Annotated in this window: 13 protein-coding genes and 1 pseudogene; 6 read left to right on the top strand and 8 right to left on the bottom strand. The window is 70.8% G+C overall.

The genetic code is table 11. The annotated features are described in order from the left end of the window. Positions 1–11: 11 nt before the first annotated feature. Both OG828_RS35840 and OG828_RS35835 read right to left on the bottom strand, forming a co-directional pair. On the bottom strand, positions 12–1,592 hold the full coding sequence (locus tag OG828_RS35840; RefSeq protein WP_328441097.1) for a GMC oxidoreductase: 1,581 nt from the start codon (positions 1,590–1,592) through the stop codon (positions 12–14). Positions 1,593–1,765: 173 nt separating this feature from the next. Then, positions 1,766–2,908 (bottom strand): glycosyltransferase family 4 protein, encoded by a 1,143-nt coding sequence (locus OG828_RS35835; protein ID WP_328503516.1) that lies wholly within the window; start codon positions 2,906–2,908, stop codon positions 1,766–1,768. A gap of 110 nt (positions 2,909–3,018) precedes the next feature. On the opposite strand from OG828_RS35835, the gene OG828_RS35830 reads away from it, so the two are divergent. Continuing rightward, entirely contained in the window at positions 3,019–4,254 is a 1,236-nt protein-coding gene (locus OG828_RS35830; protein ID WP_328503515.1) for a glycosyltransferase 87 family protein, read from the top strand. Positions 4,255–4,266: 12 nt separating this feature from the next. Here the strand turns inward: OG828_RS35830 and OG828_RS49660 are convergent. Continuing rightward, positions 4,267–5,090: pseudogene (locus OG828_RS49660) on the bottom strand (sigma-70 family RNA polymerase sigma factor). Between the two features lie 175 nt (positions 5,091–5,265). Here OG828_RS49660 and OG828_RS35820 point away from each other — a divergent pair. Beyond that, on the top strand, positions 5,266–5,655 hold the full coding sequence (locus OG828_RS35820; RefSeq protein ID WP_328503514.1) for a carboxymuconolactone decarboxylase family protein: 390 nt from the start codon (positions 5,266–5,268) through the stop codon (positions 5,653–5,655). A 43-nt stretch (positions 5,656–5,698) separates the two neighbouring features. Continuing rightward, entirely contained in the window at positions 5,699–6,790 is a 1,092-nt protein-coding gene (locus tag OG828_RS35815) for an ABC transporter substrate-binding protein (protein WP_328503513.1), read from the top strand. A gap of 136 nt (positions 6,791–6,926) precedes the next feature. On the opposite strand, the gene OG828_RS35810 is transcribed toward OG828_RS35815, so the two are convergent. The 5 genes from OG828_RS35810 to OG828_RS35790 all read right to left on the bottom strand — a co-directional run bounded on the left by OG828_RS35810 (position 6,927) and on the right by OG828_RS35790 (position 12,427). Next, entirely contained in the window at positions 6,927–8,132 is a 1,206-nt protein-coding gene (locus OG828_RS35810) for a hypothetical protein (protein ID WP_328442537.1), read from the bottom strand. 190 nt (positions 8,133–8,322) lie between these two features. Further along, entirely contained in the window at positions 8,323–9,333 is a 1,011-nt protein-coding gene (locus OG828_RS35805) for a C40 family peptidase (protein WP_328366134.1), read from the bottom strand. Between the two features lie 227 nt (positions 9,334–9,560). Beyond that, the gene (locus tag OG828_RS35800; RefSeq protein ID WP_328366131.1) at positions 9,561–10,595 is read right to left on the bottom strand and encodes a C40 family peptidase; all 1,035 of its coding nucleotides are present in this window, start codon (positions 10,593–10,595) and stop codon (positions 9,561–9,563) included. 209 nt (positions 10,596–10,804) lie between these two features. Further along, positions 10,805–12,148 (bottom strand): NYN domain-containing protein, encoded by a 1,344-nt coding sequence (locus OG828_RS35795; RefSeq protein WP_328366128.1) that lies wholly within the window; start codon positions 12,146–12,148, stop codon positions 10,805–10,807. Between the two features lie 39 nt (positions 12,149–12,187). Beyond that, positions 12,188–12,427 carry a hypothetical protein gene (locus OG828_RS35790; protein ID WP_037719539.1) on the bottom strand — a complete coding sequence of 80 codons (240 nt, stop codon included), beginning with the start codon at positions 12,425–12,427 and terminating at the stop codon, positions 12,188–12,190. A gap of 167 nt (positions 12,428–12,594) precedes the next feature. On the opposite strand from OG828_RS35790, the gene OG828_RS35785 reads away from it, so the two are divergent. The 3 genes from OG828_RS35785 to OG828_RS35775 all read left to right on the top strand — a co-directional run bounded on the left by OG828_RS35785 (position 12,595) and on the right by OG828_RS35775 (position 14,017). Continuing rightward, positions 12,595–13,287 carry a rhomboid family intramembrane serine protease gene (locus tag OG828_RS35785; RefSeq protein WP_443062460.1) on the top strand — a complete coding sequence of 231 codons (693 nt, stop codon included), beginning with the start codon at positions 12,595–12,597 and terminating at the stop codon, positions 13,285–13,287. 91 nt (positions 13,288–13,378) lie between these two features. After that, positions 13,379–13,660: an Lrp/AsnC family transcriptional regulator gene (locus tag OG828_RS35780; RefSeq protein ID WP_210576181.1), complete on the top strand. Its 282-nt coding sequence runs from the start codon at positions 13,379–13,381 to the stop codon at positions 13,658–13,660. An 81-nt stretch (positions 13,661–13,741) separates the two neighbouring features. Continuing rightward, entirely contained in the window at positions 13,742–14,017 is a 276-nt protein-coding gene (locus OG828_RS35775) for a small secreted hydrophilic protein (RefSeq protein WP_328503512.1), read from the top strand. Positions 14,018–14,021: the final 4 nt, after the last annotated feature.

Raw genomic sequence — 14,021 nt, 5'->3', positions numbered from 1 at the left:
CACTTGGGATCTCATGGCGCGGCGTCCTCGGCGAGGACCCGCGCCATCGTCCGTTCGGCGAGCGCGGTGATCGTCACGAACGGGTTCACCCCGATCGACCCGGGCACGAGCGAGCCGTCGGTGACGTACAGCTTCGAATACCCCTTCACCCGGCCGTAGTTGTCGGTCGCCTTCCCCAGCACGCAGCCGCCCAGCGGGTGGTAGGTGAAGTCGTCGGCGAAGACCTTGTTGCCGGAGCCGAAGAGGTCGTAGCGGTAGATCGTCGCGTTCGCCGCGTTGATCCGGTCGAAGAGCTTTTTGGCCATGCCGACCGAGACCGCGCTCTGTCCGGCGGTCCAGCCGAGCTTCACCGAGCCGTTCCGGTACGAGAACGACGCGCGCTCGGGGTTCTTGGTGATCGCCAGATAGAGGCTGACCCAGTGCTCAAGCCCCGTCGGCAGCGGGGCGATCTCGGCGAAGACGGGGTTGGCGGCATTGGCCCAGTCGTCGATGCCCATGACCGGCATGGTCGACTGGTTGGCGCCGACCGTGTCCCACAGGTGGTTGGCGCGGCCCAGCATCACATTGCCGTTGGTGCCCCAGCCGGTGCCTACGGTCGCGTTCAGCGCGGGCAGGGTGCCCGATTCCCGTGCGCGGACGAGGAGTTCGGTGGTGCCGAGGCTGCCGCCGCCGAGGAAGAGGTACGTGCAGCCGTACTCCTTGGTCCCGACGACCGCGCCGGTGTCGTCGATCCGGTCGGCGGTGAGCAGGTACGAGCCGTCGGTGTCCCGCCGTATCCCGGTCACCTTCTCCAGCGTGTGGATGGTGACGTTGCCGGTGCCGAGGGCCGAGGCGAGGTACGTCTTGTCGAGGCTGCGCTTGCCGTGGTTGTTGCCGTAGATGACCTCGCCCGCGAGCGCGGACCTGGTCGCCGTGCCGGCCGCCTCGCGCTGCATGTGGCCGAAGTCGTAGACGTTCGGCACGAAGGTGGTCTTCAGGCCGGTGTTCTGGGCGTGCTTGCGGGAGATCCTGGAGAACCGGTACCACTCGGTCGACTCGAACCAGGCGGGGTCGACGGTGTTGACGCCGAGCATGGAACGGGCGCGCGGGAAGTACGTGCGGTACATCTCGGCGGTGTCGACGGTCGGGAACTGCTCGGCGAAGTACGACTGGAGCGGGGTGACCGCCATACCGCCGTTGACCAGGGAGCCGCCGCCGACGCCGCGGCCGACGTACACGGACATGGCGTCGTAGCGGACGCGGTCCAGGACTCCCGGGTAGGGGTTGATGTCCTTGTTGACGACGTCCAGCCAGAGGAACGTCGACAGCGGGGCCTCGGTGCGGGTGCGGAACCACATGGAGCGCTGGTCGGGGGCGCTGGTGGAGCAGAAGACCTTGCCGTCGGCGCCGGGGGTGTTCCACAGCCTGCCCATCTCCAGGACGAGGGTGCGGATGCCGGCCTGGCCGAGGCGGAGGGCGGCTACGGCGCCGCCGTAGCCGGAGCCGATGACTATCGCCGGGGCGGAATCGACTGCGTCGGGCTCGGCGGCGTGGGAGGACTGGAGGGCGATGCGGGTGAAGCCGAGGGTGGCGGCGGTCTGCAGTGCCGCCATGCCTAGGATTTGACGTCTCGTCAGCTGACGTTGCATCAGGTTTGCTGTCATGTTTGGCAGCATGTGCGGATTTTTGGGTTCCGCCTAGTGGGGTGCGGGTTATTCGTTGTGGGCGGGTGCGGGTTCGTTGTGGCTTGTCGCGCAGTTCCCCGCGCCCCTGACGGGGCGCTGTACTACAGCAGCGTTTTGAGCTTCTCCGCCAACAGGTCCCAGCGCCATCTCTCCTCGACCCATTCCCTGCCCCGTTCGCCCATCCTTTGGCGCAGCTCGGCGTCTCCCAGGAGCGTGGTGATCCGGTCCGCGGACTCCTCGACGGAGCCGCCTCGGACTATCCAGCCCGTTTCGCCGTTCAGTACCGCGTCCGGTGCGCCGCCCGAGTCGCCGGCGACTACCGGGAGGCCGGTTGCGGAGGCTTCGAGGTAGACGATGCCGAGGCCCTCTACGTCGAGGCCGCGGCGGCGGGTTCGGCAGGGCATGGCGAAGATGTCGCCGGCGCCGTAGTGGGCGGGCAGTTCGGACCAGGGGACGGGGCCGGTGAAGCGTACGGAGGCGGTCACGCGGGTTTCGGCGGCCAGCTTGCGCAGTTCGTTCTCGTACGGGCCGCCGCCGACGATGAGGAGTACGGCTTCCGGCTCCTTGGCCAGGATTCTGGGCATGGCGAGGATCAGGGTGTCCTGGCCCTTGCGCGGGACCAGGCGGGAGACGCAGACGATCACCGGGCGGTCGGTCAGGCCGAGGCGGGCGCGGATCGCGTCGCCTCCCGACTCGGGGTGGAAGGTCTTCTCGTCGACGCCGGGCGGCAGTTGCACCATCCGGGAGGCCGCGGCCGGTGTCAGTGCGGAAGCGATCCTCGAGCGCGTGTACTCGCCGAGGTAGGTGATCGTGTCGGTGGACTCGCCGATCCGGCGAAGGAGCTGGCGCGCGGCGGGCAGCTGGGCCCACCCGGCCTCGTGGCCGTGCGTGGTCGCCACCAGCCGTTCGGCGCCGGCCGCCCGCAGCGCCGGAGCCATCAGTCCGAGCGGTGCCGCCGCCCCGAACCACACCGACGTGCACCCGTGCCCCCGCAGCAGCCCGGCCGCACGCCGGGTGACCTGCGGCGTCGGCAGCAGCATCGTCGTACGGTCGCGTACGACGGTGAAGGGCTGCTCGGCGTCGAAGGCGGCGGTGGCCTCGATGCCCTCGCGGGTGCGCTTCCAGGTGGACGCGTAGACGACGAGCCGTTCCGGGTCGAGCCGTAGCGCCATGTTGTGCAGGAACGCCTGGATACCGCCGGGCCGGGGCGGGAAGTCGTTCGTGACGATCAGGGTCTTGTCCATCGCGGCCGACCCTACCGGGCGCCTCCGAGTGGCGGTGCTTCATGGCCCGCGCACAGCCGGGTGGGGGATCATGGCCCTGCCAGGACGGACGTGGACGAACAGGGGCTCAGGTGGACAGTGCGGGCGCGAGGCGGTCGCTGATGTGGCTGCTCGGTACCTGGGGCCTGACCCGGCTGGTGCTGCTGCTGTATGTGTTCAAGGTGTTCGTCTTCCCGGGCCCGGACGTCACCAGCGATGTGTCGGTCATCTACCAGGGCTGGTTCGATGTGCTGCGCACCGGCACCTTCCCGCTCGGCGACGTCACCTGGCAGTACCCGCCCGCCGCGGCCCTCGCGATCCTCTCCCCCGCGCTGCTGTTCTTCCTGGACTACATGAGCGCCTTCTTCGTCCTCGCCTTCCTCGCCGACCTGGCCGTCCTCGGCCTGCTCCTGTACGCGGGACTGCGCCCCGGCCGCTCCCTGCGGGGCGCCTGGGTGTGGGTGGCGGGCGTCCCGCTGCTCGGACCGACCGTGTACGCGCGGTACGACGTGATGGTCACGGCCGTGGCGGTGGCCGCGCTGCTCGCCGGGGCCCGGCATCCGCGGGTGATGGGCGCGCTGGTGGGGTTCGGCGCGATGCTCAAGGTGTGGCCGGTGCTGCTGCTGGTCGGCGCGGTGAGGCGGCGGGCCTGGGCGGCGGCCGGGGTGACGGTCGTGGCGCTGGCCGCGCTCTTCGCCGCGATGATGCCCGGCGCCTTCGCCTTCCTGACCTTCCAGCGGGACCGTGGCACCGAGGTCGAGTCGCTGGGCTCCCTGGTGTTCCATGTGGCCCGGCAGTTCGGCTGGAGCGGGGAGGTACTGCTCAACTACGGCTCGGTCGAATTCCTCGGCCCGTACGTGAGCCTCGTCAGCACCGCTGCCCTGGCCCTGACCGGGCTCGCCTTCGGCTGGCTGCTGCTGTGGCGGCTGCTGGCCGGGCGGTTCGTGACGCACACGCTCGCCGACGCCGCGTTCGTGGCGGTGCTGATGTTCACGACGACGAGCCGGGTGATCAGCCCCCAGTACCTGGTGTGGCTGGTGGGCCTGGCAGCCGTCTGTCTCTGCTTCCGCGCCAGTCCGATGCGGGTGCCCGCCGGGCTGGTCCTGGCGGCGTCCTTCGTGACGGTGCTGGAGTTCCCGGTCTTCTTCGCACATGTCGTGGCGAGCGACTCCCTCGGCGTCACCCTGCTGTTCGTCCGCAACGGCCTGCTGGTGCTCGCCACCGTCATGGCGGCCCGCGAGCTGTGGCGGTCGTCCGTCTCAGGCGCCGACGCGCTGCCCCTGCCCGCTCAGGCCACCCGCAACAAGGAGACCTCGGTCCCGTCGTGACCCATGGGCAGCTCAGCGGCGCAAGGTGGTCTCCCGCTCCAGATGCGCCAGCTTCTCGGGGTTGCGCACGGCGTAGAGCCCGGTGATGAGGCCGTCGTCGGTCAGCAGGACGCGTCCGGCGCGAGGATGTCCAAGCAGGTCGGTGAAGTCGGCTGCGGTTCGGCAGCGCCCCGAAGGGGCGCGGGGCTGTATCGATATGCGGCTCCGCCGCGTGGGCGCGACCAGCCACGACGGCGCCGCAGCGGACCGACAACACCTCAGGGCCCGCAACGGAGCCGCATACGGACCAGCCAGCGGAGCAATTGGCAGGCGCTGCAGATCGCCCGTCGACCGCCCGCCGGAACGCCTCGACGGTACGGCGGGTCTCGGCGGCGGAAGCGACCCCGGGCGGTCGGCGCTCGACGACGTGGGCCCGTGCCCGGTGACACCTCGGCGATCTCGTCGTATCCGAGGTCGAACACCTCGCGCAGCACGAACACCGCCCGCTCGGTCGGCGCAAGCGTCTCCAGTACCAGCAGCATCGCCATCGAGACGCTGTCGGCCAGCTCGACGTCTTCGGCCACGTCTGGCGCGGTCAGCAGCGGCTCGGGCAGCCAGGGGCCGACGTAGGACTCCTTGCGCCGGCCGAGCGTCCGCAGATGGCTCAGCGCCTGCCGGGTGGTGATCCGGACCAGGTGCGCGCGCTGGTCCCGCACGGTGCTCTGATCGACGCCCGCCCACCGCAGCCAGGTCTCCTGGAGGACGTCCTCGGCGTCGGCGGCGGAGCCGAGCATCTCGTAGGCGACGGTGAACAGCAGGTTGCGGTGGGTGACGAATGCCTGGGTCACGCTGTCCATACGGTCGTTCATCGCCGCCTCCTGCCGTTCGCTCGCGAATGCGCCGTACACGAGACGCCGGTCCCCACCGCCCTGTGACACCGACAACCGGTGACGCACGCCACATCGCCGGGCCGTCGGCATCTTGTGTTCGTCCAGCACGGCAGCACCCGACACCACGAGTGAGGACGACGTCATGGAACCCCGTTTCAACCTGTTCGACAGCCCGACCGCCGCGAAGGTCGCCAAGCGGTTCTACAACACCTCGTTGGCCCTGGAAGGGTCGTCACTGCCGAAGGCACTGCGGGAGCTGGTGGAGCTGCGGGTCGGCCAGCTCAACGGCTGCGGCTTCTGCGTCGACATCCACACCAAGGAGGCCGCGGCCGCCGAGGAGGGCACCCGGCTCGGCGATCACGGCGTGTCCGGCGAGACCTGGGCCGAGGTGCGCAGGCACTACGACGACGACCAGGTCGGGGCGCTGGTCTGCCTGGTCTCCCTGATCAATGCGGCCACCCGGATGAACGTGGTCGTGCACAATCCGGGAGGCTCGTACAAGCCCGGCATGTTCGCCGGCACGTCGAGCTGACCGGCGGACGGCAACCGCACCAGCACAGGGGAGACGCCCAGACATGAATACGCCACGGACCGACGGGGCATCCGTCCGGATCGGCGCGCTCGTTCCGCTGACCCGGCCCGGCTGGACCGAGGCGGGCCGGCATCTGCTCGCCGGACTCGAGCTGGCCGTGTCCGAAGTCAATGAGGCCGGCGGGATCGACGGATGTCCGCTGGAGCTGGTGGTCCGGGACACCGCGGCCGATCCGCAGCGGGCCACGGCAGCCGTGGACGAGCTGGCCGGCCTGGGCGTGGCCGCGGTGGCGGGCGAGTATCACAGCGTCGTCGCCCGCGCCGCTGCCGCCCGGGCCGACGCCCTCGGTCTGCCGTTCCTCTGCTCGTCGGCGGTTCTCGACGCGCTCACCGAGCAGCCGACGCAATGGGTCGCGCGTCTCCCCCCGCCGCAGTCCCGCGGCTGGCGGCTGTACGCGGACTTCCTCCTCGGCGCGGGCCACAGCCGCATCGCCGTAGCGGCCCAGCCGAGCGTGTACTGGGCTGCCGGGACCCGCGTTCTGCGGGACCACCTCGCGTCACGCGGCGGCACTCTCGTCGAACTCGACATGAGCGCGCTCACCCCCGCCGCCGTGTGCGACGAACTCGTCGGCCACCGCGCGACCGCCCTCCTCCTGCTGGCCGGCCACCCGGAACCGTCCGTGTCGATCGTCCGGTCCGTCCGCCGCGACCAGCGCCTCGCCGAGGTCCTGATCGGTGCTCCGGCCGGGCAGCCGGAGTCCGCCGAGTGGGCGGCGCTGCTGGGCGACGACGGCGCCGCGGTCCCGTTCCTGCGCTACCTGCCCGAGCGCCTCACCCCACTCGGCACACGGGTCGAGACGGCCCTGCGCGAGCGGCTGGCCGAAGCGCCCTCGTTCGTCGCCTTCGAGGGCTACGACACCATCGCCGTCCTCGCCGATGTGCTGCGGTCGCACGGCACGGACCGGGCACGCACCGCCGCATCCTGGCCGCGCGTCGCGGTCGACGGCACCCGGGGGAGGATCCGGTTCTCCCGCGTGCCGGGCATCAGCGTCTGGCAGTGGGCTTCGGCGCCGGTCCAGGTCGTCGACCGGGATCCGGCGGAGCCCGACCGCTTCCGGGTCCTTCGCTCGGGCTGAACCCGTTGCGGGACGAGCGTGCCGACGGCGACCCGGCCGAGCCCGGCGTCAGCGGAACCCGATCGCTTCCGAATTCTTCACACCGACTGAACTCGTGCGGGACGGGCTTGCCCACGGCGACCGGTCGAGCCCGCCGTCAGCCGAACTGGGCCCGCAGATACTCCCGCCACTGCTCGGTGAAGTCCGCCGGTGTCGTCCCGAGCACCTTCTTCATCGCGTCCTCGACGGCGCCCGCCCGCTCCGGGTGGGCGCCGACGGCGCGGTAGAACTCGCCGAGCCGCACCTCGCCCCAGCGGTCCGCGATCAGCCGGCAGGCGGTCCAGCCGCTCTCGTAGGCGCGCGCGAGCCGGGACGCGTCGCCGGAGAAGCCGAAGTCCGCGTCCTCGGGCAGCGCGTCCGGCACCTCCCCCGAGGTCACCGCACGCTCCAGCTCGGGCGCGGCCTCGGCCGGTGTGCGCCCGGAGCCCCGGTAGCCGACCCAGTCGGCGAACCCCTCGGACAGCCAGAGCGGGGTCGCGGGGCTGGTGTGGGTGCGGGTGGCGACATGGGTGGTCTCGTGGGTGAGCACGACCTGCTTGCCGGTGTCGCCGAGGACGCCGTACGCGTCGGGGTTGACGATCACCCGGTCCGCGGGCGCCGTCGCCGGGGCGCCGGTCTCGCCGGTGGTGACCGCGGCGATCCCCCGGTACGAGGAGGCGGGCGAGCCCAGCAGCCGCGCCATGCCCTCCAGGGACTTCGGTACGAGCACGATGACGTGCCGGGACCAGTCCGTGCCCCACGCCTCCGACACCGCGGGCACCGCCCGGTCCGCGAGCCCGGCGAAATCGCTCAGCCGCTCCCGCGACTGCCCGACCCCCATCACCAGGCTCCGCTCCCCCTGGACGACGCTCACCGCGCCCTGGTCCCACAGCTGCTCGGCGGACTTCTGCTCCGGCCGCTCCGCGTCGACGTACCACTCCCCCTCGTCGTCCAGGCTGAGAGTGAGCGTGCGGCCGACGGTGATGGGCGCCTTGTCGTACCCCTCGACGCGGTAGCGCAGCTCGGCCTCGGCGGTCGCCGTGCCGCCCGAGTCCCGCACCTTCGTGACCCGGTACGACCAGTCGGCGAGAGGCACCTCCCGCAGATTCCCGAACCAGCCCGGCGCCCCCGTACGCAGGAAGGCCGCCTGGTCCCGGCCGAGTATCGCCGTGGCCCGTATGTCGAGAACCCGCTGCACCTCGTCCTCGGTCCTGTCGGCCGCCGGTCCGCCCCCGCACGACACCAGAGCGACGAGCAGCAGACACAGCGCAACGAGGCGCTCCGCGGGCTGTGCCGATCTGCGGCTCCGCCGCGGGGCCGCGATGGGCCGTCGATCCTCTGCGGGCACGTCGTGGCTGGTCGCGCAGTTCCCCGCGCCCCTTTGGGGCGCTGCCGAACCGCCCAGAGATCTTGACGCCCGCCCTCGACCAGCCACGACTCCGATCGTACGGGGCTGTCGAGTACGGGTCAGGACCCGGTGAACGACCCGGTGAGCGGCCCGGTGAACGGCTCCGTCAGATCCTCGTGACCGAGTTGACCGGCATCATCCCGACCGGGTCGTAGCGCACGGGTGCGCCGGGGTACGGGGCGTGGATCACCTGGCCGTTGCCCATGTACATCCCGATGTGGGAGGCGTCGTGGTAGGTGACGAGGTCTCCGGGTTGCGCCTCGGACAGCGGGACCCGGGTGCCCGATCCGGCCTGGGCCTGCGAGGTGCGTGGCAGGGCGACTCCGGCCTGCGCGTACGACCACTGCATCAGGCCCGAGCAGTCGAAACCGGTGGGGCCGTTGGCGCCCCAGACGTACGGCCTGCCCACCGCGGACATGGCGGCGGCGACGGCCGCTGCCGCGCGGCCCGAGGGCGGGACGGCGCCGCCGAGGTCGGGCAGGTCGGAGCGGCCGGAGCGGGAGGCGCGGTCGTAGGCGGCGCGCTCGGCGTCCGGCAGCGAGTTGAGCAGCTGCCGCGCCTTGGCCAGCTTGCGCTCGACGGTCTTCTTGTGCGCGGCGACGGCCTTGCGGCTCTTCTCCAGCTCGGCGAGTTTCCGGGTCGCCTCGGCGCGCTCCCGGCCGAGGACGCGCATCGCGTCCTGGAGTTCCTTCAGCTCGCCCGCCTGGTGGGCGGTGATCCGGTCGAGAACGGACGCCTTGTCGAGGTAGTCCTCCGGGTCGTCGGAGAACAGCAGGGCGAGGGAGGGATCGATGCCGCCGGAGCGGTACTGGGCGCCGGCCAGCGAACCGAGCGCCTCCCGCATGGTGTTGATGCTCTCCTGCTGCCGGGCGATCCGGTCCTGGGCGCCGGTGACCTGCCTGCGCAGCTTGTCGGCGCGCTCGTCGGCCTTGTTGTAGGCCTCGGTGGCCTTCTCGGCCTCCCCGTAGAGGCGGTCCACCTCGGCACGGGTGTCGTCGTACGGCGTGGCTTCCGCCGGAATCACGCCCAGGGCCGCGGCGGCGGCGGACAGCACACAGACCGCGGCACTGGCGCCACGGTCGAACCCGGTCGGTGCAAGGCGACGATGAGACCCCACAGGAAGCCGCATTCCTTCCGCTGGCGGACAAGGACCTTCCCCGGCAGGGGGAAGCGCGGCAGACAGTAGCCCCGTGGTGGGGTGACGGCCAAAGACCTTCGCGGACACACAAAGTGACGCCCCGCCTCAGACGCAGGTCATGGGCGGGGCGCGGGGTCAGGCGCGGTGGTGGTGATTCGCCCGAACGGGCGGCACGGTGTCCTGATCTTGTTGGGCCGGAAGAGGGCTCAGATCCGGACGCCGAACTGGAACGGCATGTTGTTGATCGACTCGTAGCGCACGACCGCGCCGGTGCGGGGCGCGTGCAGTATCTGGCCGTTGCCCGCGTAGAAGCCGACGTGGTGCAGGTCGCCGTAGAAGATGACCAGGTCGCCGACCTTGAGGTCGCTCTGCGAGTAGATGCGCGTGCCGGCGTTGGCCTGGTCCTGCGAGATGCGCGGTATGCCGACGCCGGCCTGGGCGAAGGCCCAGGAGGTCAGGCCCGAGCAGTCGAAGGAGGACGGGCCGGAGGCGCCGTAGACGTAGGGCGAGCCGATCTTGGACTGGGCGGCCTGGAAGGCGGCCATGGCCCGGCCGGAGGCGGGGGCGGCGTTGCCGAGGTCCACGCGCTCGGAGGCGGAGCGGCTGGCGCGGTCGTCCGCGGCGGCGAGGGCGGCCTTCTCGGCGGCGGTCAGGGAGTTGAGCAGCTTCTGCGCCTCGGCGAGCTTGCCCTGGACTTCCTTCTTCTTGCTGCCCAGCTCGGTGCGGGTGGAGGCGAGGTCCTTGAGCTTGTCGGACGCCTCGGCGCGGTCCTGGGCGAGTTCGCGCTGCTTGTCCTGGATCTTCTTCAGCTGCTCGACCTGCTGGGAGCTGAGCTGGTCGGCGGTGGACGCCTTGTCCAGGTAGTCGTCCGGATTCGACGACAGGAAGAGCTGGAGGGAGGAGTCGATGGAGCCGGTGCGGTACTGGGCCGCGGCCGCGAGCCCCATGGAGTCACGCAGCTCGTTGAGGTCTGCCTGACCGCGGGCCACGTTGTCCTGGATGGTGGAGATCTCCTTCTGGAGCTTCTCCTGCTTCTCCTTGGCCCCGTTGTACTTCTCGGTGGCCTGCTCGGCCTCCTCGTAGAGCTTGTCGACCTTGGCCTTGACCTCGTCCTTGCTCGGCTTGTCGCTCGGCGCGGCATTGGCGGCCTGCGAGCTGAGGGCTACGGCGGCAGCGGCCGCGGTGGTCAGCACGGTAACGCGCGTGCGACTGGGCTGCTTGAGTCGACGATGGGACGCCACGGAGGCGAACTCCTTCTTGAGAGTGATCACCCGCTCGGAGGTTCGAGCCAGACCCTAGTGACACAGCTGTGATCAGATCAAATCCCTGGGCGAAAAATCCCGGTTACGGACCGCATTCTTTACCCGCAACTCACATGCGGTGATGCACGATTGACACTACGTTGCGTGACAGATCCGCCAATTCGGGCATTGAGTCTGTACGTTGACCTTCAGGACAGTCGCTTGAGAAGCACCGCAGACGCCACGGGTCGGGCGCCCGCCTTCGCGATCCCGTCGGCCACCTCGCGGTCGGTCGAGGCGACGATGACCGGACGCCCCGGCGGCTCTGCGCGCACCAGCTGGCGGATCAATTCGTCGGCGGTGACGCCCGGTTTGGAGAACAGCACCCGCACCCCGCGCGGCGGCGCGAGCAACACCGGCGCGGCCAGCTCGGCCCCGTCGAAGACACACGTCACCTCGGCGCCGGTCTGCGCGGCGAGTTGCGAGAGCTGCCCGAGCAGCCTCAACCGCTGCTTCTCCAGGGGCATTTGGGGATAGCCGGTCTTGGTGACGTTGTAGCCGTCGACGACCAGATGCGCCTGCGGCAGCGCCAGCAGCTGGTCGAGGATCGCGGGGTCGTTTTCGGACAACGCCCGCGCCGCGATGTCTTTCGGCGTCATTCGTCCCGGTTCGACCGCATCCACGGTCTCGGCCGGACGTACCGACACCGGCGGCAACGCCAGCTCCCGCCGCAGCCCTTGGGCCGCGTCGAGCACGGTGTCCAGCAGCAGCCGTACCCGCATGTCCTCGACGCTGCGGCCCTCCCTGGCCGCCCTGCGCGTGGCCTCCAGGGTGGCCTCCGCCTCCCCGAGCCGCGCCTTGAGCCGCCGGCTCTCGCTCTCCGCGGCGGACACCTGCGCCTGTGTCTCCGCGCGTACGGCCTCCATCTCGCCGTGCACCTTGCGCAGCGCCGCCTCGCCCCGCTTGACGTCACTGAGGGCGGCGCGCAGCTTGCGGTGCAGCGAGTCGGCTTCCTTCTTCGCCGAGTCCAGCTCGGTGCGCAGCCGCTCGGTCTCGGCCCGGGTCTGCTCACGGGCCCGGTCGAGTTCGGTGCGCAGCCGCTCCAGTTCGGCGCGGTTCTCCTCGTCGGCCCGCTCGGCGTCGGCGCGCTGGGCCTCCTCGCCGGCCGCGGTCACCAGCTTCACCCAGCCGGTGGGACGCAGTACATAGGCCGCGGCCGCCACGTCGAGCGGGTCCGCGGCCGGGGGCGGCGAGCCTGAGTCGAGGGCGCCGGACAGCTCCGGCTGCGTCTCTCTGAACTTCTCGCCGATGCGCTGCCGGAACAGCGGATCGGTCTCCAGGGCGGCCGCCATCGCGTTGCCGGCGAACTTGGCCCGGCGGTTGGGGGCGAACCGGGCGTACTGTCGCAGCTGTGCGGGCAGTTCGGCGACGGTCAGCCCACCGAAGCCGTCCGAGACGATCTGCACGACCCGGCGGCGCACTCCGTCGGGCAGCGGACGGTCGAGCACCTCAGCGGCGCCGTCGCCCGGCCCCCCGCTTTCGCTCTCCACCATCCGTCACACCCCATCAGCTGTGCGGGGGCCGCTCTCCCGTCAGGAGCCGGCGCCCGGCCTGTCCACGAGTTCCACCTGGTCCACCGCGTTGCACCAGCGACAGCGCACCGATTCGATCGTCTCACTGACCACTTCGCGCTCCTCCACCTTCGGCTCCCCGGCAAGATCGAGGTGGACGTACTCGACGACCTTCGACGAGCGGGTCACATCGAAGCGCGTGAGGTTGCCGCAGAGGGTGCAGCGCCACCGCGTGGAGGCGGTCGGCAGGGGAACCGTCATCGTGACTGTTCGCTTTCCTTCTAGTGTCCGTGTCACGCCAGCTTCCCTGATGCGTGTGGCTCGTAACCCTACGGCCTGGCGCGTACTCGACGCCCGTCCGTCCACCGGCCGGTCCGGCGGCGAGGCGGTCTGTGCCGCTGAGTCCCGTTACGTCATGCTCTGGGGTCATGATCGGCAACTGGAGCGCATCGGCGGTCAAGGCCATCCGGATCCCGTCGGCCCCGATGACGTACACCCTGATCGCCGCCTGCTGTCTGCTCTTCCTGGCCGGCCCGGCGGCAGGGCTCAATCCGGCGTACGGCTCCGGCGACACGCTGCTCGCCGCCCAGCGGGACTACTTCCGTCAATGGGGGGTGGTCCCCGCAGAGCTGTTCGAGGGCTCCCCGCGGGCCGCCCTCACTCCGGCCACGGCCCTGTTCGTCCACGGCAGCTGGGTGCATCTGCTGGGCAACATGCTCTTCCTCTACGTCTTCGGAGCGATGACCGAGGAACGGATGGGCCGCATGCAGTTCACCCTCTTCTACGTCGGCTGCGGCTATCTGGCCCTACTGGCCTACGCGGCTGCCAACGCCGACTCCGAGCAGTCCCTGGTCGGTGCGTCCGGGGCTATCTCGGCGGTCCTCGGTGCGTTCCTGTACCTGTTCCCCGGAGCCCGCGTGACCAGTCTCCTTCCGTTTCTCTTCTTCCTCCCGCTGCGCTTCCCGGCCTGGGTCGTCCTGCCCTTCTGGGCGGCGCTGCAATGGCTGGCGGCGGCCCGCGCCTCCCACGGCCCGAGCGTGGCCTACCTGGCCCATCTGACCGGCTTCGGCCTGGGCCTCTGTTACGCGTGGGCCCGATTCAGGAAAATAGAAGGCGCGTAGCGCGGCCTTAGAAGGGCGGTGGTGGGCGACGGGCGGGCGACTAGAGTGAGGCGCACCGCAGCGACGCCCGCCCCGAGGGAGAGAAACAGCCGTGATCACCGCGATCGTGCTCATCAAGACCAGCGTGGACCGGATCCCCGAGATCGCGGAGTCGATCGCTGCCCTGGACTCCGTCAGCGAGGTCTTCTCCGTCACCGGCACCTACGACCTGATCGCCATGGTCCGGGTGAAGGAGCACGAGGACCTGGCCGACGTCATCCCGGGCCGCATCAGCAAGATCCCCGGCGTGGAGGGCACTGACACGCACGTGGCGTTCCGGACGTACTCCCAGCACGACCTGGAGGCGGCGTTCGCGATCGGGCTCGACAACTGAGGGTCCCGCGCCTTCCAGGATGAAGAGTTCTTCATCCTGGACTCATCCGGGCCGCCGGGAGAAACACTCAGGATCGGGCCCATGGTCTTCTCCCGCCGGTTGGCGGCCCTCGCCGCCGTTGTGGTGATCCCCCTCGGTATCGCCGCGACCAGTTTCGCTCTCGCCGACAGCCCGCAGTCCCCGAAGGTCCCCTCCAAGGTGGAGCTGGACAGTGGCTCGCCCTCGGCCCCGCCCGCCCACCCCGGGCCCACCCCGAGCGACGCGGTGGTCTCGCGGCCCGAGGTGACCGACAGCCCCTCGGGGGATGACGACGACCGAGGCCAGGACGGATCGGACGGCGGGCCCGGCGACGGCTGACGGC

This window comes from Streptomyces sp. NBC_00457, from assembly GCF_036014015.1.
Taxonomy (GTDB): Bacteria; Actinomycetota; Actinomycetes; order Streptomycetales; family Streptomycetaceae; genus Streptomyces.
Note: the sequence above shows the minus strand (reverse complement) of the source record. Positions and strands in the feature narration are given on the sequence as shown.